At 60.4% G+C, this 24,897-nt stretch carries 20 protein-coding genes, 1 tRNA gene and 8 pseudogenes; 11 read left to right on the forward strand and 18 right to left on the reverse strand.

From position 1 onward, the window contains the following. Positions 1-113 precede the first annotated feature (113 nt). Positions 114-1,337 (forward strand): CaiB/BaiF CoA transferase family protein, encoded by a 1,224-nt coding sequence (locus AB870_RS14585; protein WP_047905275.1) that lies wholly within the window; start codon positions 114-116, stop codon positions 1,335-1,337. 160 nt (positions 1,338-1,497) lie between these two features. Here AB870_RS14585 and AB870_RS14590 read toward each other — a convergent pair whose 3' ends face one another. Next, complete coding sequence (locus tag AB870_RS14590) at positions 1,498-2,811, reverse strand: NRAMP family divalent metal transporter (RefSeq protein WP_084663713.1); 1,314 nt, start codon at positions 2,809-2,811, stop codon at positions 1,498-1,500. Between the two features lie 116 nt (positions 2,812-2,927). On the opposite strand from AB870_RS14590, the gene AB870_RS14595 reads away from it, so the two are divergent. Next, entirely contained in the window at positions 2,928-3,554 is a 627-nt protein-coding gene (locus AB870_RS14595) for a hypothetical protein (RefSeq protein WP_047905276.1), read from the forward strand. A gap of 228 nt (positions 3,555-3,782) precedes the next feature. Here AB870_RS14595 and AB870_RS14600 read toward each other — a convergent pair whose 3' ends face one another. The 5 genes from AB870_RS14600 to AB870_RS26405 form a co-directional block, all read right to left on the reverse strand. Further along, positions 3,783-4,493, reverse strand: a complete 711-nt coding sequence (locus AB870_RS14600; RefSeq protein WP_053059384.1) for a hypothetical protein — start codon at positions 4,491-4,493, stop codon at positions 3,783-3,785. Beyond that, the gene (locus AB870_RS14605; RefSeq protein ID WP_047905277.1) at positions 4,493-4,858 is read right to left on the reverse strand and encodes a BON domain-containing protein; all 366 of its coding nucleotides are present in this window, start codon (positions 4,856-4,858) and stop codon (positions 4,493-4,495) included. Before AB870_RS14605 ends, AB870_RS14600 begins: the two co-directional genes overlap by 1 nt. A 14-nt stretch (positions 4,859-4,872) precedes the next feature. Further along, on the reverse strand, positions 4,873-5,025 hold the full coding sequence (locus tag AB870_RS25655; RefSeq protein ID WP_084663715.1) for a zinc ribbon-containing protein: 153 nt from the start codon (positions 5,023-5,025) through the stop codon (positions 4,873-4,875). A gap of 13 nt (positions 5,026-5,038) precedes the next feature. Continuing rightward, positions 5,039-5,449 carry a CBS domain-containing protein gene (locus tag AB870_RS14610; RefSeq protein WP_084663717.1) on the reverse strand — a complete coding sequence of 137 codons (411 nt, stop codon included), beginning with the start codon at positions 5,447-5,449 and terminating at the stop codon, positions 5,039-5,041. A 356-nt stretch (positions 5,450-5,805) separates the two neighbouring features. Continuing rightward, complete coding sequence (locus AB870_RS26405; RefSeq protein WP_157112340.1) at positions 5,806-6,540, reverse strand: hypothetical protein; 735 nt, start codon at positions 6,538-6,540, stop codon at positions 5,806-5,808. 753 nt (positions 6,541-7,293) lie between these two features. On the opposite strand from AB870_RS26405, the pseudogene AB870_RS27685 reads away from it, so the two are divergent. The 3 genes and pseudogenes from AB870_RS27685 to AB870_RS14630 form a co-directional block, all read left to right on the forward strand. Next, positions 7,294-7,359: pseudogene (locus tag AB870_RS27685) on the forward strand (hypothetical protein); the annotation flags it as partial. Between the two features lie 96 nt (positions 7,360-7,455). Further along, positions 7,456-7,791 (forward strand): annotated as a pseudogene (locus AB870_RS27690) (integrase core domain-containing protein); the annotation flags it as partial. Between the two features lie 45 nt (positions 7,792-7,836). Beyond that, positions 7,837-8,954 (forward strand): IS3 family transposase gene (locus AB870_RS14630; RefSeq protein WP_157112341.1). Its coding sequence is split into 2 segments (ribosomal slippage): positions 7,837-8,098 and positions 8,098-8,954, totalling 1,119 coding nucleotides; the frame shifts between segments, so codons are not numbered across the junction. A 114-nt stretch (positions 8,955-9,068) separates the two neighbouring features. Here the strand turns inward: AB870_RS14630 and AB870_RS25665 are convergent. The 3 genes and pseudogenes from AB870_RS25665 to AB870_RS25670 all read right to left on the reverse strand — a co-directional run. Next, a pseudogene (locus tag AB870_RS25665) lies at positions 9,069-9,461 on the reverse strand (integrase core domain-containing protein); the annotation flags it as partial. 182 nt (positions 9,462-9,643) lie between these two features. After that, positions 9,644-9,718 (reverse strand) — tRNA-Arg (locus tag AB870_RS14640). Positions 9,719-10,190: 472 nt separating this feature from the next. After that, positions 10,191-10,346: pseudogene (locus AB870_RS25670) on the reverse strand (integrase core domain-containing protein); the annotation flags it as partial. A gap of 85 nt (positions 10,347-10,431) precedes the next feature. Here AB870_RS25670 and tnpA point away from each other — a divergent pair. The 3 genes from tnpA to tnpC all read left to right on the forward strand — a co-directional run bounded on the left by tnpA (position 10,432) and on the right by tnpC (position 12,915). Continuing rightward, positions 10,432-10,908: an IS66-like element accessory protein TnpA gene (gene tnpA / locus AB870_RS14645; RefSeq protein ID WP_047905282.1), complete on the forward strand. Its 477-nt coding sequence runs from the start codon at positions 10,432-10,434 to the stop codon at positions 10,906-10,908. Continuing rightward, on the forward strand, positions 10,889-11,239 hold the full coding sequence (tnpB, locus tag AB870_RS14650; RefSeq protein WP_047905283.1) for an IS66 family insertion sequence element accessory protein TnpB: 351 nt from the start codon (positions 10,889-10,891) through the stop codon (positions 11,237-11,239). The genes tnpA and tnpB overlap by 20 nt, the downstream gene beginning before the upstream one ends. Before the next feature lie 68 nt (positions 11,240-11,307). After that, entirely contained in the window at positions 11,308-12,915 is a 1,608-nt protein-coding gene (gene tnpC / locus AB870_RS14655; RefSeq protein ID WP_047905284.1) for an IS66 family transposase, read from the forward strand. Between the two features lie 29 nt (positions 12,916-12,944). Here tnpC and AB870_RS14660 read toward each other — a convergent pair. The 3 genes and pseudogenes from AB870_RS14660 to galE all read right to left on the reverse strand — a co-directional run. Then, positions 12,945-13,900: pseudogene (locus AB870_RS14660) on the reverse strand (IS3 family transposase); the annotation flags it as partial. Positions 13,901-13,977: 77 nt separating this feature from the next. Beyond that, positions 13,978-14,215, reverse strand: a pseudogene (locus AB870_RS27135) (transposase); the annotation flags it as partial. Between the two features lie 41 nt (positions 14,216-14,256). Continuing rightward, a complete protein-coding gene (gene galE / locus AB870_RS14675) occupies positions 14,257-15,276 on the reverse strand; it encodes a UDP-glucose 4-epimerase GalE (RefSeq protein ID WP_047905285.1) in 1,020 nt (339 codons plus the stop codon). 253 nt (positions 15,277-15,529) lie between these two features. On the opposite strand from galE, the pseudogene AB870_RS25675 reads away from it, so the two are divergent. Beyond that, a pseudogene (locus AB870_RS25675) lies at positions 15,530-16,786 on the forward strand (ABC transporter transmembrane domain-containing protein); the annotation flags it as partial. A 34-nt stretch (positions 16,787-16,820) separates the two neighbouring features. Here the strand turns inward: AB870_RS25675 and AB870_RS25680 are convergent. Both AB870_RS25680 and AB870_RS26795 read right to left on the reverse strand, forming a co-directional pair. Continuing rightward, positions 16,821-17,695 (reverse strand): annotated as a pseudogene (locus tag AB870_RS25680) (IS3 family transposase); the annotation flags it as partial. 217 nt (positions 17,696-17,912) lie between these two features. Further along, positions 17,913-18,197, reverse strand: a complete 285-nt coding sequence (locus AB870_RS26795) for a hypothetical protein (protein ID WP_047905287.1) — start codon at positions 18,195-18,197, stop codon at positions 17,913-17,915. Positions 18,198-18,738: 541 nt separating this feature from the next. On the opposite strand from AB870_RS26795, the gene AB870_RS26800 reads away from it, so the two are divergent. Both AB870_RS26800 and AB870_RS14705 read left to right on the forward strand, forming a co-directional pair. Continuing rightward, positions 18,739-19,605 carry a CsgG/HfaB family protein gene (locus AB870_RS26800; RefSeq protein WP_047905288.1) on the forward strand — a complete coding sequence of 289 codons (867 nt, stop codon included), beginning with the start codon at positions 18,739-18,741 and terminating at the stop codon, positions 19,603-19,605. 337 nt (positions 19,606-19,942) lie between these two features. Further along, on the forward strand, positions 19,943-20,926 hold the full coding sequence (locus tag AB870_RS14705; protein WP_047905289.1) for a hypothetical protein: 984 nt from the start codon (positions 19,943-19,945) through the stop codon (positions 20,924-20,926). A gap of 191 nt (positions 20,927-21,117) precedes the next feature. Here AB870_RS14705 and AB870_RS14710 read toward each other — a convergent pair whose 3' ends face one another. From AB870_RS14710 to AB870_RS14725, 4 genes are all read right to left on the reverse strand, one after another. Beyond that, a complete protein-coding gene (locus tag AB870_RS14710; RefSeq protein ID WP_047908228.1) occupies positions 21,118-21,591 on the reverse strand; it encodes a WbuC family cupin fold metalloprotein in 474 nt (157 codons plus the stop codon). A gap of 158 nt (positions 21,592-21,749) precedes the next feature. Next, complete coding sequence (gene rpsU / locus AB870_RS14715; protein ID WP_010806331.1) at positions 21,750-21,962, reverse strand: 30S ribosomal protein S21; 213 nt, start codon at positions 21,960-21,962, stop codon at positions 21,750-21,752. 484 nt (positions 21,963-22,446) lie between these two features. Further along, complete coding sequence (locus AB870_RS14720; RefSeq protein WP_047905290.1) at positions 22,447-23,631, reverse strand: porin; 1,185 nt, start codon at positions 23,629-23,631, stop codon at positions 22,447-22,449. 359 nt (positions 23,632-23,990) lie between these two features. Further along, on the reverse strand, positions 23,991-24,773 hold the full coding sequence (locus AB870_RS14725; protein WP_047905291.1) for a hypothetical protein: 783 nt from the start codon (positions 24,771-24,773) through the stop codon (positions 23,991-23,993). Between the last annotated feature and the right edge of the window lie 124 nt (positions 24,774-24,897).

A 24,897-nucleotide genomic window follows, 5' to 3' on the forward strand; every position in this document is an offset into this window, starting at 1 on the left:
GGCGAACCATGGGCCGTAGACTTCCGGGCACAAGTTCCGCATTGCAAAACAATGTTTCGCACATGTCGCATCGACCGTCGTCGAGCGACGACACCAACAGGAGAGAGCGAAGGATGGGCGCGCTGAGTCATATTCGGGTACTGGACCTTTCGCGCGTGCTGGCCGGCCCTTGGGCGACACAAAATCTTGCCGACCTGGGCGCGGACGTCATCAAGGTGGAGCGCCCCGGCGCGGGCGACGACACACGTCGCTGGGGGCCGCCGTATCAACGCGACGCCGAGGGCCGCGACACGCAGGAGGCGGCGTACTATCTTGCGGCCAACCGCAACAAGCGTTCTCTGACACTGGATATTTCGTCTGATGAGGGACAAGCCATCGTCAAGGCGCTCGCGGCACAAAGCGACGTCGTCGTCGAAAACTACAGGGTGGGACAGTTGGCGAAGTACGGACTGGACTACGCCGCGTTGCGCGAGATCAAGCCGGATCTCGTCTATTGCTCGGTAACGGGTTTCGGACAGGACGGCCCTTACGCTGCGCGCGCCGGCTACGACTTCATCGTTCAGGGCATTGGCGGCTTCATGAGCGTTACCGGCGAGCGCGACGGGCAGCCCGGCGGCGGACCGCAAAAGGCCGGCGTGGCTATCGCCGATCTCATGACGGGCATGTATGCGAGCCTCGCCATTGTGGCCGCGCTCACGCACCGGGACCGTACCGGTGTCGGGCAGTACATCGACATGGCGTTGCTCGACACCCAGGTGGCGATGCTTGCGAACATGAGCACCAACTATCTCGCGAGCGGCGAAGCGCCAGTGCGCTGGGGGAATGCGCACCCGAACATCGTGCCTTATCAGACGTTCCAGACCGGGGACGACGGCTGGATCATCGTGGCCGTGGGCAACGACGGCCAGTTCCGGAAATTTGTCGAGATCGGCGGCGAGCCGGCACTGGCCGGCGACGAACGCTTCGCGACCAATCCGTCGCGGGTGCGGCATCGCGACGTGCTCGTGCCATTGCTCTCGCAAATGGTTCGCAGGCTCGGCAAGGACGAATGGATCGCCAGGCTCGAAGCGGCAGGCGTCCCGTGCGGCCCGATCAATACGTTGCCCGAAGTGTTCGCGCACCCGCAGGTCAAGGCGCGCGCGATGGAAGTCGCGTTGCCCCATGCCTCGGGCGGCATCGCCAGAGTCGTCGCCAGTCCCATGAAGATGAGCGAGACGCCTCCGCTGGCACGCACGGCCCCGCCGACGCTCGGCCAGCACAGCGACGAGATTCTGCGCGAACGGCTCGGCTTCGACGACGCGAAGATCGCGCAACTGCGGGCGGACGGCGTCGTCTGAACTTCCTCGCCTTTTCCGGCGTCCTCTCCCGCGCGTTGCGGACGCCAGCTTGCAGCAACGACCCCGAACGCAGCCGAGTGCGGGCTAGGCGGATCGAGTCGTGCCTGGACGACGCCGAAGTTGCGTCGCCGTCATGTGCGCGGTGGCTGCGGGCGAAGCATTACGTGAGCATCGTGTACAGCATCACCGCGACCGAGAGCGTCATCAAGGCTGTCGCGACCCATCCGCCGATGGCGACCGCGCGCGAATTGGTCATCTTGCCGACGACGGCCTCGCGTGACGACAGCAGCATCACGATCACCATACAAGGCACGGCGACCACACCGTTGATGACGGCACTCCAATACAGTGCCTTGATCGGATTGATCGGACTGACGCAAACCACGGCCCCCAGCACCGTACACAGACCGATCACGGCATAGAAGGCGCTGGCATTGCGAGGCGTCTTGCTCATGCAGCTGGGGAGCTTCAGCGCGCCGGTCAATGCGTACGCCGCACTGCCCGTGAGCGACGGGATCGCCAACAGGCCGCAGCCGATCAGACCGAGCGAGAACAATAGCGTTGCGGACTTCCCGGCAACCGGCGTCAGGGCGCTGGCCGCCTGACTCGTCGACTCGACGTTGTGCACGCCGTGGACAAAGAACGCCGCGGTAGCCGTCATCATGATGCACACCGCCACGATATTGGACGTGAGCATGCCGACCCAGGTATCGGCAAGAATGCGGGTTTCCTGTGCCTTGCGCTGACTCGCCGCCACCTTGATCGGCTTTTCGTTATCGCGCGCCTCGATCTCCTCGACTTCCAGCGCCGACTGCCATACGAAGAGATACGGACTGATCGTCGTGCCGAGAATTGCGACCAGCGTGGTGGCGTATTCCTTCGTTGGCGTGATCGTGGGCCAGACGACGGCGCGCATCGCCGTGTGCCAGTCGGTATGAAGCACGAACAGATTCGCGATATAGGCGAACAAGGCCAGCGTCAGCCATTTCAGGTATCGCGCGTAGGCTTCGTATTTCAGACGAATCTGAAGCGTCAATGTGACGGCCGCAAAGAGCAGGGCATACCAGTAATTGCCGCCGCCCAGAAGCATGGACGCCGCGTCGCCCATGGCGGCCAGATCCGCGCCGACGTTGATGACGTTCGCGAGAATGATCAACAGCGCCATCGACGTGGCGATCTTTCGCGAGTAGTGCTTTCGCACCTCGGAGAGAATGCCGTGCCCCGCGCCGCGGCCGATATGTGCGGACGCGACTTGAATGCACACCATCAGGGGAATGGTGACGACGGCCGACCAAAGCACGTGGTAGCCGAATTGCGAGCCCGCCTGCGTGTACGTGCCGATACCGCTCGGGTCGTCGTCGGCGACGCCGGTCAGCAGCCCCGGCCCCAAGCGTCGGAGGATGGAGCCCGCACGCCCATCGGACCGCGCGTTCTTGTTTACCGTCAATGCCTCTTGTTCTTGTGTCGTTTTCATTCTGCTCGCTCCCATTTACGGGGACGGCGAGCAAATTTCGGGCCAGCGCCGCGGCACGGTAATTGCATGCCTGCCCAACCGAGGCAGTCCCTCGAAACCACCGGTAGGAGAGAAATATGGCAGCGAGCAAGAAACAACCCAACGACCACGGCCTGCACGAACTCTTGTTTCAGGCATACGAGACCGAACTGGGCGGCGAGAAGGTCTACACGGCCGCGCTCAAGTGTGTAAAAAATACAGACTTGAAGAAGGAATGGAGCGAATACCTCGAACAGACGAAAAACCATCAGCAGGTGCTGCTCGACGTGTTCTCTGCGTTGGGACTCGATCCCAACGCGCGCTCGCCCGGACGCGAGGTCGTGGCGCACCATGGCGCTTCGCTCGTCAAGGCGATAGAACTGGCCCGCCAGTCCGGCGACGCGGCGCTGGCGGAAATCGCTGCCGCCGAATGCGTGGTGCTGGCGGAAACCAAGGACCATCAGAACTGGGAGTTGCTCGCGACCGTTGCGGAGAAGTCGAGCGGTGAACTCAGCAAGGTGCTCGGCGATGCGGTTTCGGCGGTGGAAACGCAAGAGGACCACCACCTCTATCACACGATGGGATGGGCCAGGGAACTGTGGATCGATACGCTCGGCTTTCCGGCCGTCTTGCCGCCGCCGGAGGAAAGAAAGCACGTCGAGTCGGCCATCGGCGCTGCGCGTGCCGAACAGGCACGCGACAGCATGGTGCAACGCCGGCATTGAGTGCGACACCTGAGGGGCGGCGGGCGTGACGGGGCACAGCGGCCGCGTGATGGTCGCATGATGGCCGCGTGAGGTTGCTGGCGCCCCTTGTGTCGCACGGCGTTCCTTGCGTTGTATGTGGTCGTCAGGGTCGCCGCTGCAGCTGAGTGTCGTGCGGTGCCGGGCGATCGTCGAGGCCGTGACGACGGTTTCGGTGGTCGCCCGGTATTGTTGCGCGGGTCGCTCCGTCTACCTTTCGTCCGACGTCCCGCCTGCCCAATTGTCGTCTAGGCGTGTTCGTGGGTCCGCTCGGTTTGCGACGGGGTCTGCGGCGGTGTTGCGGCGGGGGTTGCGGCGATAACGCAGGCACCGAATCAATTCCTCCGCGTATGGCACCCCCGCAAAAAGCGCCGCGGCAACGACGACCGCCGCGGTGTATGGCAAGGGGACGTGACTGAGCGTCAATGCGAAGCTTTGCGGCGCGTTGCCAACGATGGCGTCTCGGATCTGCGCGAGGTTGGCGCCGACGATCAGCGTCACAGCGCAGATGGGAAGCAATTCCAGAAAGCTGTGAATGTGTTGCTCCAGGGCGGAGATATCGCGCAGGTGTCTGGCGTAACTCACGTCCCACAGCGCCGTGACTTCATGAAGCACCAGACCGGCGAGCATGATGAGAATGACCGTCATGTTGACCTGAAAGACGAGTGCGACCATGAGCGGAATGCCGACTTCGAGCATTTGCGCGATGTGCATGACCGATTCTTTCGCACCGGCGTTCGCCTCGATGCGGGTACGCCGATGACACATCCAGTCTGCGAAGCCGGCGAGCAGCCATACGGGAATGGTCCCGTACCGGATGTACATGTCGACGAAGTCGGCCACGTTCCCGACCGCTCTCGGCGAGGGGAGCGCCATCGCCGGGAGCGGCTGGAGTTCGGAGAGGAACGTCGGCGCGTGCATCAGCCGTCGACACGCACTCGGCAAACCACGTCCGCAACACCGGGAATGCCGCGTATTTTGCCGACGAGGCCCTCACGAACATCCGCGTGAACGACCCATCCGTCGAGTGTGACCGTGCCGTGCGTGACCGAGAATGTAACGAAGGCGTAACGGCCGTCGGCCGGCTCGCGCAAGGCCTCGCTGACCTTGCTTTGCAATCGCCCGGCAACGGGTGCACCCTGCCCGCCGGGTGCGGTGTCTACGGCGCTATCCTGGATCGACGAATGTGTCGTGGGTGTGGGTCCGCGACTCTCGGACGCCGTGGTGTTCGCCGGGTCGTCGGGTTCGTCCGGCAGGAGGTAGCCCTTCTTCTTGGGATCGGTCATGAACGCCTGCTCCGCTATGGCTCGTTGCGCCGTGTGTCGAAGGTTGCATTGCCGCAATGGGGACATTTGGGTATGACGTGCCCCTTCGTCACGTGTGTGGTGCGATGGCAGCGAGCGCATCGGAAGTCCCCCGATTTTTCGGCTCTTTCACCGGCGTTGGCGGACATGGTTGCGCTCCACTTATCGATTCGGTTCCGAGGGCGTGGACACCTCGCTGACCATCTTGCCGCTGGTGGCGTCGTCTGCGGTCTTCGTGGCGATGTCGCCCATCGAGACCATGCCGACCAGCTTTTTGTCGCCGTCGACCACCGGCATGCGCCGGATTTGCTCGCGGCACATGGTGTCGCAGGCATCTTCGACAGAGTCGTCTTCGCGACACCAGTGAGCGCCCTCGGACATGGCGTCTCCGACCTTCGAGTCGGGCCCCTTTCCTGCGGCGACGCAGCGTATCGAGATGTCACGGTCGGTAATCATGCCTTCGAGGTGACCGTTCTCGCAGACGGGCAATGCGCCGACATTCAGATCGGCCATGAGCTTGGCCGCCTGTTGAATCGTGTCGCCGTTGCGAACGAACGCGGGATCTCGCGTCATGATGTCTCGCAAGCGCTGATTCGACATTGGGGAATGTTGAGATTGGTGTTGCTGCATGGTGAACTCCTCCGGAATAGCGATCCGTGGAAAAGCGAGGACGGATGCGGTGACTCCCGGGCCTGACGCGGCCCGCCTCGCACGTTTGGACACGCATGTTGCGTGCCATCGTGGCGAGGCTGCGGGGGAGGAGGAAAGGCGGAGGTGAGAATGCGTAATTTGCACGGCGTTGCACATTCTGCGCGGGCCGGTTGCAAGCGACGTCCGCCTTCAGGCTGCTGGCTTCTGAGACAGCATCGCTAGCAAGAGTCCATCATCCTCCCCCACGTGGATCGGGTTTGCTTCGGCAGGGAGCAGTACTACTCCAGCGCCAACAGTCCTAACCCAGAGAACCCAATTAGGCGCTGCATTTTCCTCTCTTCCTCCGGAAATTGATCGAGAATTTGCGCCAGCGTGGTGCGTGAAAGCACATATTTCCCAGCGCCGGAGGCATCATGGAAGATATATTCAAGCGCCTTTTCTCTATAGCCCGCTGGCAGGATATGAAGTTTTCCTACTATCTCCGCAGTGATCTTTCGCTGATACTCGACGACCAGCGGATCCGCGGGCTGCCTGCCGACGAGTACGTTCCCCGCTTCAGACTCGGTGAGCATGGTCATGACGTGAGAATTCCATTCGCTTTGAGCGTCATCGAGCGCACCGAGCCAACGTGGAAGTAGCTCCGATTCCGAATAGAATTCCTGATCATTCGAATAGACGGCCGCAACTGTCATTTTGTCGGACTGTGCATTAGGTTTCTCCGACACTTCGGGTCGATCCAGCGAAGCCGTCGGGGAGCGGCTGCATGATCTCAAGAAGTTCGATACTTGTGGTTCTCGATGGAGTCGCAACGAGGGTTGTGCTTGAACATCAGTCGCCCTTGGCAAGAAATCCTGATGCTCGGTCAGCGACGCAATGCTCTGTCTCTGCCCTACCGAGTTCAGATCATCGACAAGAGGGGTAGTCGCCGTGGCATGCGAACGAATCCCGGAGACCGTTGATGTAACCGTCGCGGTAACCGGATGCGCATTTGAAGTCGTTGCGGGTGGAATCATGATGGTTCTCCATCGGTGAGTGGAGACTCCAGACTGACACTCTTCTGAGCACGCTCTTTGCGATACGGCCGGTGATTTTCGGTTTCTCCCTCGACGTTTGAAGATCCGCACGCAGCGCCACTGCCGAGTCCACGTAACCGCCCTGCGCCTTAGTGCGAAATGTTTTTGCTATACTCTTGCCCTCGCGTCGGATTTGAGCGCGCCAACGCGTTCCTGCCTGCACAATCGATGCCGCTATCGCCCTCGTTGCTGTACCAAAAGTGTAGCAATGGCGACGTGAAACAGCAGGTTGCGGAGTGATCTGGAGTGATACGTTAGGGGTATCACAACATCCCGGAAAGCCCCGTGGTATAAGGCGATGCCTTTGATTTCAAAGGACATCGCACTAATGGATAGGATCCAGCCTCTCCCTGTAGTTCAGTTAATAGAATGACAACATAAATAACTGATTCTCAAGGGATTTTTAATTTTCCGTAGCAAATTTGTAGCATCTGCAAACGGCGGCGATTTGTACCTATGACCGTTGAAATCTATCTTTTCTTCGCCGAAAAATACCGTTTTCGGACAACCAAAATCGAGAATTTGTAGGCACTGAGTGGAGCGGCCCCACGTATCTGAGGACACAAGGACTCTCTTAAAATAACGGATAGTCTTGTGCCTGTCAGTAAGCCTAGTCATTACGTGGAAAGCATCGAAATTCTGACCGAACCGGAGCGCCGTCGTCGGCGCACGGCGCAAGAAAAAATCGCCATCGTGCAGGAAACATTGGAGCCGGGAGCGTCGGTGTCAGCCGTTGCACGTCGGCACGGCGTCAATGCCAACCAGGTGTTCGGCTGGCGCAAGCAATACCAGGAAGGCAGTCTGGCCGCGGTGAAGGCAGGCGAAACCGTTGTGCCGGCATCTGAGCTGGCCGCGCAGCCCATTGAATGGCTGACTGACAACGGCTCGGCCTACATCGACCACCGCACGCGCAGCTTCGCTCGCGAACTGGGTCTTGAGCCGCTGACCACGCCGGTTCGTTCGCCGCAGAGCAATGGCATGGCCGAATCGTTCGTGAAGACCATGAAGCACAATTACGTCGCCTATATGGACAAGTCTGACGCACCAACAGCGCTCTCGCGTCTGGCTATCGCGTTTGAACACTACAATGAGCGCCACCCGCACAAAGCCCTGAAATACCGCTCGCCTCGCGAGTTCAGGCGTAATGCAGTGTTGACGTGTCCCCGGAATATCGGTACAGGTCAAAACTAGAGGTAAAGTTGCTTCTCGGCGCCCCAAACGGGGCGAGGAGTCGCCATGAAACGCTCGAGATTTTCCGAAGAGCAGATCGCCTTTGCACTGCGACTGGCCGAGAGCGGCACGCCGGTGGTCGACGTTTGTCGGCAGCTTGGCGTGTCGGAGGCAACCTTCTACACGTGGAAGAAGAAGTACGCCGATTTCGGCATTAGCGAGATGCGCAAGCTCAAGCAACTCGAAGACGAGAACGCACGCCTGCGGCGTATCGTCGCCGACCTGACGCTCGATAAGCAGATCCTGCAAGAGGTGGTGCGAAAAAAAGTCTGAAGGCCGCCAAACGGCGCGAGCTGGCGGCTTGGATGCAAGAGCGCTTTCAGATCAGCGTGCAACGTTCCTGCGCGCTGGCGTTGCTACAGCGTTCGACTTGGTACGCGAAGAGTCATGCGCGAGATCAAAGTGCGCTGCGCCAACGCATCCGGGACATCGCCTTAAGTCGCCCGCGGTTCGGCTACCGGCGAGTGTTGGTGATGCTGCATCGCGAGGGCTGGGACGTGGGCAAGAAGCGCGTCTATCGGCTCTACAGCCTGGAGGGATTGCAGTTGCGGATGAAGGTCAAGCGCCGCAAACGCATCGCCCTGCTGCGAGGCAAGCCGCCGGTGCCCACTGGGCCGAATCAGCACTGGAGCATGGACTTCGTTCATGATCAGATGCTTGATGGGCGCCGCTTTCGCATCCTGACCGTCATCGATCAATGGAGTCGCGAGAGTGTCTGTCTGGAGGCCAACTTTCGACAGACCGGCCGTGCGGTTGGCCAAGCACTGGATCGTTCTGCGCTCCTTCGTGGATGGCCTGAATCCATCACCGTGGACAACGGCACAGAGTTCACCTCCCGCGCTCTAGACGACTGGGCATACCGGCGTGGGGTGAAACTCGACTACACACGCCCCGGTAAGCCGACCGATAATGGACTGATCGAGTCTTTCAATGGTCGATTGCGTGATGAATTCCTTAACGTGCATGAATTCGTCACGCTATACGACCTCCGAGAAAAAATGACGGCTTGGCAGCACGACTACAACCATCATCGTCCCCACAGCTCGCTCGGCCATCTGACCCCAAGCGAGTTCGTCCAAAAGTGGTCAGTACAACCCAAAGAGGCAGCCCCTCTCCAGTTTTAAACTGTCCAGTTTCCGAGGGCACTTCAGTGTCATCAACCTAACGGTGTCCGCGTGTCCTGTGTTACAGGGGCAACTCCAAGTGGGCTCACCGGTTGACGGTTGATGCAATTGCCGGAATTGGTCCGGCGCCAGTTGCCCTAAAGCGCTATGTGGGCGCACCGAGTTGTAGTCAGTGCGCCAGGCTTCGATTCGCTTGCGTGCATCGTCGAGACCGATGAACGCATGCTGGTTCAAACATTCTTCGCGCAGTCGGCCGTTAAAGCTTTCGATGTGCGCGTTTTCCACTGGCTTGCCTGGACGAATGAACTGCAGCTTGACGCCATGTTCGTGCGCCCAGGCATCAAGCGCCTTGCTGACGAGCTCCGGTCCGTTATCCACGTGAATCAGATTGGGGCATCGCCCTCGTTGCCGCAATTGCTCGAGCACACGCGCCACGCGTACACCCGTTAGCGAGAAGTCGACCTCGATGTGCGGGCACTCGCGGTTCCAAGCGTCGATGATCGTCAACGGGATTACAGGGTCAACTCCAGGGTATCTCGTGACTTGGGGTATTTTGTACCCCCAAAGGTACCCCCAATGTACCCCCGCTGTCGATGGGCAATCGCGGTTATCTATGGGCATAAAAAAACCGCGAAGCCTTGAACTGTCGCGGTTTTGTGGGCAATGCTGGGAATCGTTAGGCAGTAAGCTGGTCCCCCCGACAGGAATCGAACCTGTATCTAGCGCTTAGGAGGCACTCGTTCTATCCATTGAACTACAGGGAGAGGCTGGATTCTATCCATTAGTGCGATGTCCTTTGAAATCAAAGGCATCGCCTTATACCACGGGGCTTTCCGGGATGTTGTGATACCCCTAATGTATCACTCCAGATCACTCCGCAACCTGCTGTTTCACGTCGCCATTGCTGCACTTTTGCTACAGCAAGGAGGGCGATAGTGGCATCGATTGTGCAGGTAGGAACGCGTTGGCGCGCTCAAATCCGACGCGAGGGCAAGAGTATAGCAAAAACATTTCGCACTAAGGCGCAGGCGACTACATGGGCACGCGAAATTGAGGTAGCAGTTGATGAGGGGAGGAATCTCGACAGGGTGTCGATGAAGACGCTAGTGTCTGCCGTCATTACGCACTATCGGAAGTTGCGAGAGGAGTCCGGGCGGGCCGTTCGGGCGAAGTCCACCGAGTGATCCGCTTGGGTTTTCTGTGCCAAATCCGGAGCGAGTTTTTCGGCGTATCGGGTCAAGTCGGCCCGGGTAAAAACACCAATTGTCGGGCGAATTCGGCCGGCGCCAGCTCTTTGAGAGCTGAGTGAGGCCGACTCTCGTTGTAGTCCCCGCGCCATGCCTCGATAGTCGCTTTCGCTTCGCCCAGCGTCTCGAACCAATGCAAGTTCAAACGTAAGCGCGAATTTCTCCGCACGTAGTATTTAGCAGACGGTCCGGGCAAGCTGTGTCCGCAGAAATAATTGTGGACACAGCCCATGACAGATCTCAATTCAGACCTCACCCTGACCGTCACCTGCGTCGGTCGCAACGGCAAGCGGCGCTACGATGCGGAGTCGAAGCGGCGCCTGATCGAAGCCAGCCTGCAACGCGGCGTGTCGGTGGCGGGGCTGGCACTCAAGGCCGGCGTGAACGCGAACCAGCTGCGGCGATGGATCCGGCTGTATCAGGAACGTGGCGGGCGGGTCGGCCTGTCAGGCCAGCGAATCGCGCCGGTGCCGACCACCCCATCAAGCTTTATCCCCGTCGTCGAGATCCCCCACGGCTTAGCGCCGGCCAACGTACCTGCTTCAGCATCGACACCCCTGTCGCCGTGCACGCCGATGCGCGCACAGTTGACCGTCGAGATGCCCAACGGGGTCACACTGCGTCTGGACTGCACCGAACACGATGGGCCGCTGTTGTCGGCCATGATTGAGAGCCTGGGGCGTTGCGATGTTCGAGCTCGACGCTAAGCTTACGGTCTACCTTCATCGTGATGCCATTGACTTCCGAAAGTCAATCAACGGCCTAGCGGGCCTGGTCGAGGCAGACGGGATGGACCCGTTTGGCTCGGCGCTCTACGCGTTCAGCAATCGGCGCCGGGATCGCATCAAGCTACTCGGCTGGGGTGGCAATGGTTTCTGGCTGTTGATGAAGCGGCTCGAAGAAGACCGTTTCGTCTGGCCGCGCCGACCGCAGGCTGTCATGGAGCTCACCACCGAGCAACTGCACTGGCTACTTGAAGGGATTGATATCGAAGCGGTACGCCGGCACCCTGCACGGCAGTATCGACACGCGGGTTGAGGCGGATGCCTCGTCTGTTACAAATTCGGTAAACCCATGGGCGCTGGCATTTCGCTATCGTGAGCGTCATGTCAGCCCAAGACGCTACCGCCGATCTGCCGCCCGAAGTATTGGCCTATATCCGCCAGCTCGAAGCGAACAACCGCGAACTAAAGGCGAGCAACCAGCAGTTGGCCCAACGCGTCGAACAGCTCGAGGAGTTGTTCCGCCTCGCACAGCTCAAGCGCTTTGCCCCCAGCAGCGAGAAGCTCAAGGATCGCGTGTTCGATGAAGCGGAACAGGCGGCAGTCGCCGAGCCCGTCGAGGATGGTCCGGACGGCGTATTCGCGTTGCCCGATACCGCGCTACCGGCCAGCGACGCACCCCGCCCTGGCAAACGAGGCCGCAAGGCTCTGCCGGCCGACCTGCCGCGCACGCGCATCGAATACGATCTGCCGGATGACCAGAAGGTTTGCCCGTGCTGCCAACATGCGCTACATCGGATGGGCGAACAGACCTGCGAGCAACTGCATATCGAGGTCAAGGCTTCGGTATTGCAGCATGTGCGCTTCAAGTATGCATGTCGCCATTGCGAGCGGCACGCCGAGCAGACGCCCATCGTGATTGCGCCCATGCCGGCGCAACCGCTGCCGGGCAGCAACGCGAGTCCGGCGATGATCGCCACGGTAATGACAGCCAAGTACGCGGACGGCACGCCGCTGTACCGCATGACCGAGGCACTGGGCCGCTCGAACATCGAGATCAGCCGCGGCACGCTCGCTCACTGGGTCATCCGCCCCGCCGAACTGCATCTGTCCCGGCTGTACGACACCTTACGCGGCACACTGCTCTCGCAATCGCTGATCCATGGCGACGAGACCACCGTGCAGGTGCTCAAGGAGGCGGGCAAGAACGCGCAGAGCCAGTCCTACATGTGGGTCTACCGCAGCGCCGAAACCTGCGCCGAGCCGGTGGTGCTGTTCGAGTATCAGCCTGGGCGAGGCCAGCAGTATCCGCAAGCCTTCCTGAAGGGCTATGCCGGCACGCTGATGACCGATGGTTATAGCGCATGGCGCACGCTCGGCAGCGTGACGCAGCTCGGTTGCATGGCCCATGCGCGCCGGGCGTTCGACGAGGCGTACAAGGCGCACAAGAAACCGGACGGTCGTGCGCGCCAAGCGCTGGAATTCTTTAAATCGCTGTACCAGGTCGAAACGCTCGCGCGTGGCGTGCTACCTGAGGGAGAAACCCGGACGGGCTATACGTACCGATTGCGCCAGGCACACAGTGTGCCGTTGCTCGATGCATTCGGCGTCTGGCTCGATGAACAGGCTCCGCAAGTTCTGCCGGAAAGTCTGACCGGCAAGGCGATCAGCTATGCGCGGAACCAATGGGATTATCTGCGACGCTATGTCGAGGACGGTGACGCGCCGATTGACAACAACGTGATCGAGCGGGATATCCGGCCGTTTACCACGGGACGCAAGGCCTGGCTGTTCAGCGATACCGTCGCCGGAGCCAAGGCCAGCGCGATCGTCTACAGCTTGATGCTGACGTGTCGTGCCTGCGGTGTCGAGCCGTATGCGTATCTGCTACATGTGCTCACCGAGCTGCCGCAGCGCGCGACCAATGCCGATATCAGCGATCTCTTGCCGTTCAACTTCGCCAAGTCGCATGGCGCTTCCGCTTCGGTCTGATCACTCGGCGGTGTGGGTTAATTCGCGCTTACGTTCAAACACTCATCACGGAATGATCCGTTAAATGTCTCAATGTGGCAATTGTCCGTGGGCTTTCCTGGGCGACTGAAATCGATTTTCGACTTGTTGTGATATGCCCACATGTCAAGCAATCGCCCGGAAAACTCACTGCCGTTGTCTACGAAAATATGCCGAGGAGCACCGCGTCTGGCCGCGATACGATTGAGCGCCGACACCACATGTTCTCCCCTCAACCGTTGACCAACTTCGATGGCCAGAGCTTCTTTCGTGAATACATCGACAATTGTCAGCGCGCGAAACTTCGAGCCATCTGCGAGTTGATCGGCGACGAAATCCATACTCCAGGCATCATTCGGTTTGCGCGGCATGATTTTCTGCACGCGCGTGACGACCGTCTTGCGGCGCTTGGGAAGTTTCGATCGTAATTGCAATTGCTCTTCGCAATACAGCCGATATGCTTGATCCCTGCCCAACTGCCAGCCTTCACGCCGCAGCAGTACATGCACGCGCCGATAGCCATAGCGCACCCGCGTATAGGCAATTTCGCGCATGCGGGCACGAAGCTCGGCGCGAGGATCTTTCACGCTTTGGTAGTACTGCGTGCTGCGAGGTTGCTTCACCAAACGACAGGCCCGCCTCATTGTCAATCCATAGTGGCTTATCACGTAATCCACCACGTCTTTCCTCAGCGCGGGCCGGGCCACTTTTTTGAAGCAACATCCTGCAGAATGGCCTTGTCCAGGCTTAGCTCGGCCACTAGCTTCTTGAGCCGTGCGTTCTCGTCTTGCAACTGTTTGAGCTCACGTACCTGATCTGACTGCATACCGGCGTATTGCTTCTTCCAGCGATAAAACGTCTGCTCCGAAATACCGACGTGACGGATGAGATCGGCCACCGGCATACCCAACTCGGCCTGCTTCAGTACCGCCACGATCTGCTCGACTGAAAAGCGCTTACGTTTCATAGCAAACTCCTCCTTTTTCCAAGGGGAAAGTTTGCCGAAAAACTAACGTCCTAGGTGGTCCAGTTTTCTCATTGCAGATCACGCTGCAACGCCGTGAATCCTCGGTCCAGTACGCCGTGGCGAGACCAGCGGTTCATGCGCGTGTAGATCGTGTGCCAGCGGCCCAAACGGGGCGGCAGACCACGCCATTTACTCCCCGTGCTCGGCAACATAGGGGATCGCATTGAGCACTTGCAGGTTCGACAGGCTCACGTTGCCCCGCTGTCGCGGCAGGCAATGTTCGATCTGTTTGAATTGGGCTTCGGAGATTTCCATCTCCGAAGCATGACCTTAAATCAGTGTAGTGTGAACACGACCTAGGCGTAGCCCGACGGATTGTTGACCTGCCAACGCCAGTGATCGAGGCACATGCGTTCGATGCCGTGTTTGGCTTTCCAGCCCAGGAGCGCCTGTGCGAGCGACGTCGACGCATAACAGCACGCGACGTCGCCTGCACGCCGGGGCATGAATTCGTGCGGCACGCGTTGTCCGCAGCTGGCCTCGAACGCCTGGATGAGCTGGAGGACGGAATAGCCGCGGCCGGTCCCGAGATTCACCGTGAAACCATGGTCCAGGCGTCGCAGCGCGTCGAGCGCGCTTACATGCCCTTCGGCAAGGTCCATCACGTGGACATAGTCGCGCACACCCGTACCGTCCACCGTGTCCCAGTCGTTGCCGAACACCTTTAACGTCGGCTGGTGGCCCAGCGCGACACGGGTTACGACCGGCATCAGGTTATTGGGTATGCCGAGCGGGTCTTCGCCAATCCGTCCGCTCTCGTGCGCGCCGACCGGATTGAAGTACCGCAGCATGGCGATGCGCCACGCGGGATCTGCGTTGGCCGTATCCCGAAGTATGGTCTCCGCGATGAGCTTGGTTTGCCCATACGGGCTTGCCGCCGAGAGCGCGCACGACTCGTCGATCGGCATTTTCTCGGGATTTCCGTACACCGCGGCCGAAGAACTGAACACCAGATCGCGCACGCCATGCCTTTGCATGGCCTCCACCAGCGTCAGCACGGAACCGACGTTGTTGCAGTAGTACTCGATGGGCTTGCTGACCGATTCGCCCACAGATTTGAGCGCGGCGAAGTGGATGACGCACGTGACGTCGAAGTCCGTAAACACCCGGTCCAGCACACTCTTCGAGCACACGTCCCCTTCAATGAACACCGGCGCGCGCCCGCAGATCTCGGCAATGCGTTCCACGACAATCTTTCGGCTGTTGACCAGGTTGTCCACGATGAGCACGTCGTAGCCACGGTCGAGCAACGCCACGCACGTATGAGAGCCGATATAACCGGCCCCTCCTGTCACGAGAACTGTCTCACGACGCATTGTTGCAATCCTCTTAATTCCCTTCAATCCGGCATCATAAGTGGGCTCCCTGCAACAAAGCAACCGTGCCGCGCGTCGTGCAGGCGCATTCCGGCGAAAGCCGGACCGGTGCGCGCCGCGCTGCCAATTTGCACGTCTTTGCAGTTTTCTCCTGCCATCGTCCCCGAATCGCCCAGTACGGCCTTGCATAAACGCCTTGGTACGACTCTTGCGCCGCCATTGAGTCCATTGGTTTACCCCGCCCCGCGCGTCCAACGCTACGCCCGCTGATCCAGAAGGTCATGGCATCGAAGACAAATTCCGCATCCGGCAATGTGAAATGGCGGATCGCGGCCTACCTCTGGCAGGCGGTGCGCGCGCATGGCTGGTGCGTGGGCGTCGCGCTGGCGCTGCTGCTTGCCGCGAGACTCGTCCCGGTGTCGTTCCCGGTGCTGCGCAAACGCATCGTGGACGAGTTGGGCGCGCCGACGGTTGTGACGCTGCCCGTCTTCGCGATCCTCGGTTACGCGGTCGTGCGCTTCATATCCGATACCTTCAACGAGGTGCGCGACGTCGCATTTTCCGAAGTCACTCAGCGCACCATGGCAGACCTGATCGTCAGGACGTTCTCGCACCTGCACCATCTGTGCGCGCGATTTCACGCACAACGGGAAACCGGGGCGGTCATTCGCGACACGGAATAAGGGACGACGGCCGTCGGTTTCCTGCTCGGCGTCTCGCTCTTCGCCATCGTCCCAACGCTGGTCGAGATCGGGATGATCCTCGTGATCGTCGTGCGCGACTACGGCGGTGGGTTTCTCGTGATCATTGCGGCGACGTTCGTGTCCTACGCCGCGTGGACGGCCTACGCCGCGCGCCGACGCATGCGCAGGCGCATGCAGAAGCAGCTCAACGCACTTGAGGCCGCACAGAGCAGCCGCTTCGTCGATAGCCTGCTCAATGCCGACACCGTCCAGTACTTTGCGCGGGAATCGTTCGAGACGGAAAAGCTGCGCGCCGTCGCGGACGACTGGGCCAAGGCCGGCGTGGCCAACCAAGCGGCGCTTTCCGCATTGCGCATCGGGCAGGGCGCCTGTATCGGCGCTGGCATTGCCGCCGTCATGTTGCTCGCGGGCCAGCACGTCATGACCCGCGCCATGACCCTTGGCGATCTGGTGCTCATCAACGCGTACATCACTCAGGTAAGCCTGCCGCTCAATTCGCGGGGTTTTGTGTTCCGCGAGACGAACGACGCCATCACCAACATCGAACGCTTCTTTGCGCTGCTCTTCGCCAAGAGACGGCCGGACGAGGACAACGACGCGTGCGACGCCCGCCCGCTCATCGTCACGGGCGGCGCCATCGAGTTTTCGGGAATGGACTTCACCTACCGGCCGGGGCGGCAACTGTTGCACGACATATCGTTTCGCGTGGGCAGTGCCCAGACGGTGACCGTCGTCGGCGGGAGTGGCTCCGGCAAATCGACGCTTGTGCGCCTGACTTTCGTCTGTATCAGCCAGACGCCGGCACAAGTACTTCAGCGCGTGTTGCAGTGACCGGTTGAATCCGCCTTGCGAGCCCTGATCTGAATGTACGATGCCAGACTTTGACGGCTTGCGTCGCCAGATCGCCATGAGCAACGCGTCGAGAACCAGCTCGCGAGCGAGCGTGGGCTTCATCGACCAACCCACCACTTTGCGTGAGTGCAGGTCGATGACCACGGCCAGGTAAAGCCAGCCCTGCCAAGTGCGCAAGTAGGTGATATCGGTGACCCACGCTCGATCGGGGCAATCGACGGTGAATCGGCGATTGAGCCGGTTCGGAGCGATGATCGAAGGGCGCCCGGCAATACGGCGCGGAGCCTTGTAGCCACGAATAGCCTGGATCTTGTTGGCCTGCATGATTCGTTCAACACGATGCTGGCCGCAAGTCTCACCGGCTTCGCGAAGATCGCCGAACACCCGACGGGCACCATAGACACCACCGCTGGCCACATAAGAATCACGGATGAGGCCGAGCAGGCGCTGATCTTCGATGGCGCGATCGGACATTGGTTTGTTCAGCCACTGGTAGAAACCGCCGCGCGTAACTTCGAGCACCCGGCACATCACAGCGATACGGAATTCGTGTCGATGATCGTTGATGAAACGGTACTTCACTCGGGTTCCCTGGCGAAGTACCGCGCGGCCTTTTTTAAGATGTCGCGCTCCTCCTCGGTACGACGCAGTTGCGCCCGAAGTCGCAAAATCTCGCTCTTGGCCTCGACCAGCTCGCTCGCCTGCTTTTCGGTTTTGTCCGGGGTGAGCGCCTTGACCCACTTGTAAAGACTGTGCGCTGAGACGCCAAGACGGGCGGACACCTCTGCAACGGAGTGGCCGCGTTCGACGATCTGGCGGACCGCCTCTTCCTTAAATTCCGGTGTAAATCGCTCTGCACTCATGGACTTCCTCCTATGCTCAAATCATAGGCCAGAAGTGCTTACAATCCCGGCAGCAGTCCAAGATGGTATTCGAGTGTCAACTTATGACGAGACAGCCCAATTTCTAAAAAATACCAAAAACGGACGATTCACCATCCGAGGAGACAACGGTGCGGGAAAATCAACTTTATTAAACGTTCTGAAAGGAAAACTCGCCGACGACGCCCTCCTCATTCCGTCACGACATGGCCGGCTCTGCTGGCAGCAATGAGTCAGCGAAATGTCCACCGGGCAACGGACATTGAAACAGCTGCATGAAGCCTTTGATCTTCCCGCCACGAAATACCTGCTGCTCGATGAGTGGGATGCAAATCTCGACGATGAAAATCGACGCACAGTCAATGAAAGGCTCGATCGACTTAGCATAAATAAAGTAATCGTCGAAATACGCCATTAGGGAGATGACATGATCGGCAAACGGATAGCAATCGAAATTCTTGATGACGAACGGTTTATTGACCACTACTCAAGAAGGAAATTCTGGAAAGGGCATATTGCGACGTCGACGACCAGTCTATTGTTCTCATGGACAAAAATGACCAGCAGACCAGGCGACGCTTGCTCGGCTCGCTCGAGAAATTGCTGGATATGGGGCTAGTGTCGAAGCATTTTTAATCCGCCAAATCAACCCTCAGTCGGCGTCCCGCCACATAGCGCCCTGGAGCGTCTTTGATGCGATTGAACATAAGAAAACCCCATGTAGCGATCGTTACGCGGGGTTTTCCCTTAATCCTTACCTAAGACCATCGAAAGCACCGACCTAATCCATTCGTAATCCCCATTAAATTTGATAGGGGATACGTAATTTACGCCCGTGCTAGCATGCGGCGCGGAATGTTCTTACGGAGCATTTCAGCATAGGAGTCCTACCGTATATCGATTTTTACTCCTGCTTTTTTGGACTCCTGGCATTCGGCGGCGTCACCGACCTGGCTACAACCCGATGCACGACGGGATGTGGCAGCGCCGCCATTTCCAGAACAACATTCTAAAGAACTAGGAAAATGGCACACCATCTCGTAAAAATTTCCGGTTTGCTGCTTGCAGCCGGCATCATGGCCGGCTGCTCGACCATGAACCAGGGAAGCAGCAGCGCCAAGACGGCTGCCACCGGCTCGGCCGGCGGCGCAAACTCCGAAAACGCCAATGCGTCGCTAGAAAAGTGCGACCGCCCGCTGGGTACCATCGCGGTGATCGAAGACACGTCCGCCCCGTGGTACGGCGTGCTGACCGGCCAATACAAGCTCGGCTCGACGGTGCCTGTCCTCAAGTTGCTCGTCCAGCAATCGAACTGCTTCGTCGTGGTCGACCGCGGCCGCGGCATGAACACGATCATGGGTGAACGCGCGCTGCAAGAATCGGGCGAACTGCGCGCCAAGTCGAACTTCGGCAAGGGCAAGATGGTTTCCGCCGACTACGCGATCAGCCCGTCGATCACCTTCACGAACAACAATGCCGGCGGTGCCGGCGCCAGCCTGGCCGGCCTTCTGCCGGGGGGCATCGGCTCGGCCATCGGCGCGCTCGCCGGCAGCATGAACTCGAAGGAAGCCAGCACCCTGCTGACCGTCATCGACAACCGCTCCAGCGTGCAGATCGCCGCCGCAGAAGGCAGCGCCAGCGCCATGGACTTCGGCGCACTCGGCCGTATCGTCGGCAGCCAGGCCGGCGGCTCGCTCGGCGGCTATTCGAACACCGCCGAAGGCAAGGTCATCGTGGCCGCGTTCACCGACTCGTACAACAATGTCGTGCGCGCCGTGAAGAACTACAAGCAACAAACCGTGGCCGGCGGCCTCGGCACCGGCGGCCAACTCGCCGTGCAAGACGACGATGCACCGGCCCCCGCCAAGAAAAGCACCCGCAAGAAGAAGTAATCCTCGATAGCCATCCCCCTCCCGAACCCGGCACTCGCCGCGGTTCGGGGCGGCGAATCGGGCACATCAAGCCAGCCCTCTCGCTCCATCCAGCCCACCGGGCGCCCACGACGGCTCACGCCTGCCCTTCGCGCGTCGAACGTCAAATATTTTGCCGCCCGGCAAATGAATCCGCCCCGTCGGCAAAGGCATCGGAGCGCCCCGGCCCATCGGTTCCTCTATCATCCGCATGTGTCTGCCCCCGTACACCTTGGATTTTCGTAGGTGCTGTCTCGCCGCGCCCGTCGTCTTGCGCTGCGATCCCGCCATTCCCTCTTCACCCGACGCCAGGATTCGTATGACGAAGCCTTCGCAGCGCGCTGTCCCGACGACTACGCCAGACGCCGTGGCCGCCCATGCCCTCGCGCACGCGTGGGCGCAGGTAGGGGCCGCCCTCAGCCCCCATCCCGACTGCCCACTGCCGGACTGGGCCGGTGGCGGCGACACGCTTCACCAGCATCTGCTCGTCATCGGTAACGGTGGCGACGACGATCCCGTGAGCCAGCTCTGCTATTTGGAGACCGCCGCCGCCCGCTTCGGCAAGGTGGGCTACGTCGGCCCCGCGAGCGTGCGTCGGCTGGTCGAATGGTCGATGGGGGATCGTGTGGTCGTGCTCTCGCGTATGCCGCGCGACGTGTCGGACTGGGACTTGCGCTGCGCGCTGGGCTCGCTGGCTCGCACATTGGGTCCGCAAGCCACTCATGCGCATGCCGGACGCCCGTTTTTGCGCGTCGCCACGACCGCGGCGCGCCACTGGCGCGATCGGCTCGCCGCCGCCGCGCAACACGGGTTGTGCGTCGGACTGGCAGGGCTGGATACGCTCGATGGCATGCCCCGGACAACACCGCCGCTCGCGCCGCTACTGGGCGTGCCCGGGGTATCGTGGGTGCCGCTGGGGCGGCCGGGAGTTTTCGCGCGTGACGCCGCGCCGCCGGAAACGGTCGACTGGATCGACTGGCGGGCGGACTGTGACGATCTGGCCGACGAAGCCTCGCTCATCGACAACCTGGATCTCGTGATTGCGCTGGATGCCGCTCACGCACATATGGCAAGCGGTCTGGGGGTGCCCGTGTGGCGACTGAGCGCCACACGGCTGACGACATCTCACGACGACGACTGGCAAGCCACCCCGTTTCCGTGTCGCCGGGAGAACTCACCCACGCTCGCCGACATTGGCGCCTTCAGGTTATCCCCGTCGAGCGAAGACTGGCCCGGCGTCGTGAACGCCGCAGCAACGGCATTGCTGGCAATGGCCACTGAATTCCAAGGCTGGACCCGCTAACGTCCGGGGATGTTCGCCACGTGCACTGACATGCACTAACATGCGCCGGCGTCGGGAATGACGCGGGACGATAATCCACCGCCGCCAAATCATCACATCGCCGACCAGCACCTATGACCTCGGTGCACGACACCGCACGTCAGTTTGCGACCTGGCGGCGATTGCCGATGGTCGCGCTGTGGCCTCGGGGATCAGGCAGTCCAGCGATCGCCGACTTGTGCGGTCTTGACCCACACCATGAATGCTTCCGCTTCGGGGGTGTCGGCTGGCGCCGACCAGCTCGCATAATCGGCCTCGACGAACGGGCGATACGGTCCGTGCTTCACTTCGAAAATCACCGCCCCCGGGTCCAGCGACAGCACGGTGTGGTGCGTGCCGATCGGGCTTTCGATCACGCTCGTGTCCTCACCCAGCACTTTACGGTCGATGACGACACCGGCCGCGTCGAACGTGAGCACGACAAACCGCCCGCGCAGGGCCGTGAGCAATTCCCACGTGTGATGGTGCAGGTGCGGACGAATATACGTTGCCGGCTCCATGGCAATGGCCAGTCGCTGGATCGAATCGTCGAGCGACTCATGCAGATTCTGGTTCATGCGGGCGCGCGGCGATTGTGTGGCCTGCCCGGTCAGTGCGTCGAGCGCAGCAAAGGTCAACGTTTTCATGGAGATCTTGTGGGAATGTTGGGAGCGATGCGTCTTGCGAACGGCAACGGCCACGAGTGTAGCAAATCGCTTCGCCATGACCGTCCACAAAAAAACCCGCCGTTCGGCGGGTTTTTTGACTCTGCACTACATTGCGCCGGTGCGGCGCAACGACGTGCTTAGTACATCTTCTTCTTCAGGGTCTGGCTGCGCAGACGCTTACGCAGACGGGCCACAGCAGCGGCCTTCTTGCGCTTGCGCTCAGCCGTCGGCTTTTCGTAAGCCGCACGTGCCTTGACTTCCTTGATCAGACCCGTGCCATCAATGGCGCGACGGAAACGACGCAGTGCGACTTCAACGGGTTCACCGTCTTTGATAACGATCTTGGTCATGCAATATCTCGAATAGTGTTTCGGCCCCCACGGGAGCCACAAATTTGATTTACCGCGCAAAGACACCACTCCCCGCCCTGCCGGAGCATTCTCCTGCCAGGCGCGACGAACGGACTTGCTGCGGACTGCACTACACCACGTCCGGCGGGACCGCGACTCACCTCCTCTGCGATCTCCCGATTGGCTTTCGACACCCGGCTCGCCTAACGGCCCTCGCATCGCGCCTTCCAGACTGGCTGAACGGTTGATTGATGGCGAAGCGGCAGATTCATCGTTCGTCAGTGAATCCCGCTTCCCGCAATGCCCATATTTTGGACAAGGTCGTGATTATACACACAAAGAGCGTCAAATGCACACGTTTTGGCCGCCCACCATACGCAACGAGCCCCGCCAGCCTGTCGCGGAGTCCGTTTCAGCGGAGAAAAGCCCGGCATTTCCCCCTGTCATCCCGGCCGGAATCGCCCGATTCCGGCCGGTTCCCGACTTAGAACTTGTGACGCACGCCTGCGATCACGGCGATCTGCGACTGCGCACCGGTGCCCGTCGGGCCACCGACGTTGTCGATCGCTGCCACGACCGCGTCGCCCGTAGCGCGTTGATACACGCCGTTCAGGTACGTTTCAGTGCGCTTGCTGAAGGCGTACGTCGTACCGGCGTTGATCTGGAACCAGCGCGGCTTGGTGCCCTTGGTGATGCCCGACAGTGCCGTGGCGCCGCTCACGCTGCCATCGCTGTAGACGAACGCCAGGCCACCCAGCAGATTCGGGGAAATCTGGTACTTGCCGTTCAGTTCGAACGTGTTCACGCGAATCGACGACTGGTTGGCGTAGTTGATCTTGGCGTAGCTGTACACGAAGCCGATCGTGGCCGCCTGAATCTGGTACGCGATACCTGCCGCGGCAATGTCGTGCTTGTCGACAGTGCCCGTATAGAAGATGTCGGTGGCGCTGGCGTAATCGTTCGACACGGCGCCGTTGCCGTTTGCCGTGCCCGGGCTCGCCAGGTGCATGTAGCCGGCCGCTGCGCTCAGCGGGCCGTTGGCGTACGACGCGCCGACGCTGAAGGCGTTGTTATGCGAGAAGCCCGTGCCGTTACCCGTATTCGGCTCGTTGCTGAAGCCATACAGTGCGCCGAACGAGAAGCCGCCATAGTTCGCGCTCGTGTACTTGACCGAGTTGCTGATGCGGAACGAGTTGTACAGGTTGTCGATGTCACCGATGTGGGCGCCGTATTGCGTCGCCCATTGCTTGGCCGACGTGAGCGGGCTCACGAAGTCCACCACGGAGTCGTACTGACGGCCGATCGTGACGCTGCCCGCTTGTGCGCTTTGCAGGCCCACGTATGCCTGACGACCGAACATGCGGCTGTTTTGCAGCAGCGTGCCGTTCATCAGGTTAAACCCGTTTTCCAGCACGAAAACCGCCTTCAGACCGCCGCCCAGGTCTTCCGAACCCTTCAGGCCCCAGCGGTTGCCCTGTCCGATGCCGCTCACGGCCTGAAAGTTGTGTGCCCCTTTGGCGTTCAGGCCGCTGGCAACGTTGTTGACGTAAGCGACGCCCGCATCGATCACGCCGTAGAGCGTCACGTTGGTCGTCGAGGTCTGCGCCATTGCCGGCGCGGCAACGGCGAAGCTGGCGGCAGCCAGAGCCGTGAGTTGGAAGCGCTTCATCTTTATCCTCTTTGATGGTGGTCTTATATTTTTGACCTGCCGCAGCAGGTATCCACTGTCGATGTCGGTTGCCCCGGCCGGTGCGTCGAGGATTGCTGCAACCGCATATGCAATGGAGTACTCACCAAATAACGAGCGGTGCTTTCCTTATTCAGGAATAGCACCGCTGGTCATCCGTAAGCGGATGCATTCTTACACGTTAGCGACACACTTCGCAGGCAAGTGGTGCATTTGCAACACATGAAATATTGGGCATATGCAGCCTGTTGCGAAGGGGATTCAGGCAACGTGATAACGTCCATCACCCGCGCGCCACCGAATCGTTTCGCCGACGAATGCGGCTACGCTTTCTCTGTCTTTTATTCGCCCCTGCGAGGCGACGCAGGTCCGGCGGCGGATGTTGCGCGCTTGTGCGCAGCGACGGGTGCCCTCTTGGCAGGCGATGCGCCGTTAGCTGCCGTGACGGCCACACCGTTCGCAGGTTTCACGGCCGCAGGCGCTTTGACGGTCTTCACCGCCTTCGACGCGTTACCGCCATGGCGCGCGCCATTACCCGCCGCCGCAGGCCGGACGGGTTTGGCGGTATCCGCCGACTTCGTCGCCTTATCGGACTTCACCGACTTCAACGACTTAACCGACTTAACTGGCTTGACTGACTTATCGGACTTGATCGCCTTACCCGACTCACCCGAGCTGATCGCCTCAAGAGGCTTCACCGCCTTAGCCGCCTTAGCCGCCTTAGTCGCTTTGGCCGCCTTAGTCGCTTTGGCGGCCTTGGCCTGCCCTGCGACCTGAGTCGGCCTGGCTGTCTTCCGGACCTTCGGCGTCTTCGACGCTTTCGCGGCCTTCGAGACCTTCGACGCCTTGCCCTCGGCGGCAGGCTTCACGTCAGCCTTCGCGGCAGCGGCCAGTTCGAGATCGATGGTGTGCTTCAGACCGGCGATCACCGGTGCCGAGAGGTCGTGCGCGAAGTGATCGAACCAGCGCTTGGCCTGCAAGAGTTTCTTTCCGCCGAGGCGTCGCTTGTGGTTCTCGTCACTGGCAAGCACCTTGGCGCAAAGCCGTGCGCGGCCTTTCGACAAGCGTTCGAGAACGGTGATGATAGTGAACCCGCGATGCGACGTCTTCTGCTCTACAGACATTTCGGCCTCCTGATTTACCTGCCTGGCGCCTGCTATCGACAGGCCCGGATTGGATCGAAGCCACGATCGAAACCACGTGGATGCGAGCGATCCTACCACGTCGCAATGTACGTAAAATAAGCCA

This window comes from Pandoraea faecigallinarum (genome assembly GCF_001029105.3).
GTDB classification, from domain to species: Bacteria; Pseudomonadota; Gammaproteobacteria; order Burkholderiales; family Burkholderiaceae; genus Pandoraea; species Pandoraea faecigallinarum.

Bases quoted from the DNA above. Each gene is read 5' to 3' on its own strand.
- AB870_RS14605 (WP_047905277.1), bottom strand. From the start codon at position 4,858: ATGACCGATCCCAAGAAGAAGGGCTACCTCCTGCCGGACGAACCCGAC.
- AB870_RS14725 (WP_047905291.1), bottom strand. From the start codon at position 24,773: ATGTCTGTAGAGCAGAAGACGTCGCATCGCGGGTTCACTATCATCACC.
- AB870_RS26800 (WP_047905288.1), top strand. From the start codon at position 18,739: ATGGCACACCATCTCGTAAAAATTTCCGGTTTGCTGCTTGCAGCCGGC.
- AB870_RS25655 (WP_084663715.1), bottom strand. From the start codon at position 5,025: ATGTCCGCCAACGCCGGTGAAAGAGCCGAAAAATCGGGGGACTTCCGA.
- AB870_RS14705 (WP_047905289.1), top strand. From the start codon at position 19,943: ATGACGAAGCCTTCGCAGCGCGCTGTCCCGACGACTACGCCAGACGCC.
- rpsU (WP_010806331.1), bottom strand. From the start codon at position 21,962: ATGACCAAGATCGTTATCAAAGACGGTGAACCCGTTGAAGTCGCACTG.
- AB870_RS14710 (WP_047908228.1), bottom strand. From the start codon at position 21,591: ATGAAAACGTTGACCTTTGCTGCGCTCGACGCACTGACCGGGCAGGCC.
- AB870_RS14600 (WP_053059384.1), bottom strand. From the start codon at position 4,493: ATGCACGCGCCGACGTTCCTCTCCGAACTCCAGCCGCTCCCGGCGATG.
- tnpB (WP_047905283.1), top strand. From the start codon at position 10,889: ATGTTCGAGCTCGACGCTAAGCTTACGGTCTACCTTCATCGTGATGCC.
- tnpA (WP_047905282.1), top strand. From the start codon at position 10,432: ATGACAGATCTCAATTCAGACCTCACCCTGACCGTCACCTGCGTCGGT.
- AB870_RS14610 (WP_084663717.1), bottom strand. From the start codon at position 5,449: ATGACGCGAGATCCCGCGTTCGTTCGCAACGGCGACACGATTCAACAG.
- AB870_RS14595 (WP_047905276.1), top strand. From the start codon at position 2,928: ATGGCAGCGAGCAAGAAACAACCCAACGACCACGGCCTGCACGAACTC.
- AB870_RS14590 (WP_084663713.1), bottom strand. From the start codon at position 2,811: ATGAAAACGACACAAGAACAAGAGGCATTGACGGTAAACAAGAACGCG.
- AB870_RS14585 (WP_047905275.1), top strand. From the start codon at position 114: ATGGGCGCGCTGAGTCATATTCGGGTACTGGACCTTTCGCGCGTGCTG.
- AB870_RS26405 (WP_157112340.1), bottom strand. From the start codon at position 6,540: ATGATTCCACCCGCAACGACTTCAAATGCGCATCCGGTTACCGCGACG.
- galE (WP_047905285.1), bottom strand. From the start codon at position 15,276: ATGCGTCGTGAGACAGTTCTCGTGACAGGAGGGGCCGGTTATATCGGC.
- AB870_RS14720 (WP_047905290.1), bottom strand. From the start codon at position 23,631: ATGAAGCGCTTCCAACTCACGGCTCTGGCTGCCGCCAGCTTCGCCGTT.
- tnpC (WP_047905284.1), top strand. From the start codon at position 11,308: ATGTCAGCCCAAGACGCTACCGCCGATCTGCCGCCCGAAGTATTGGCC.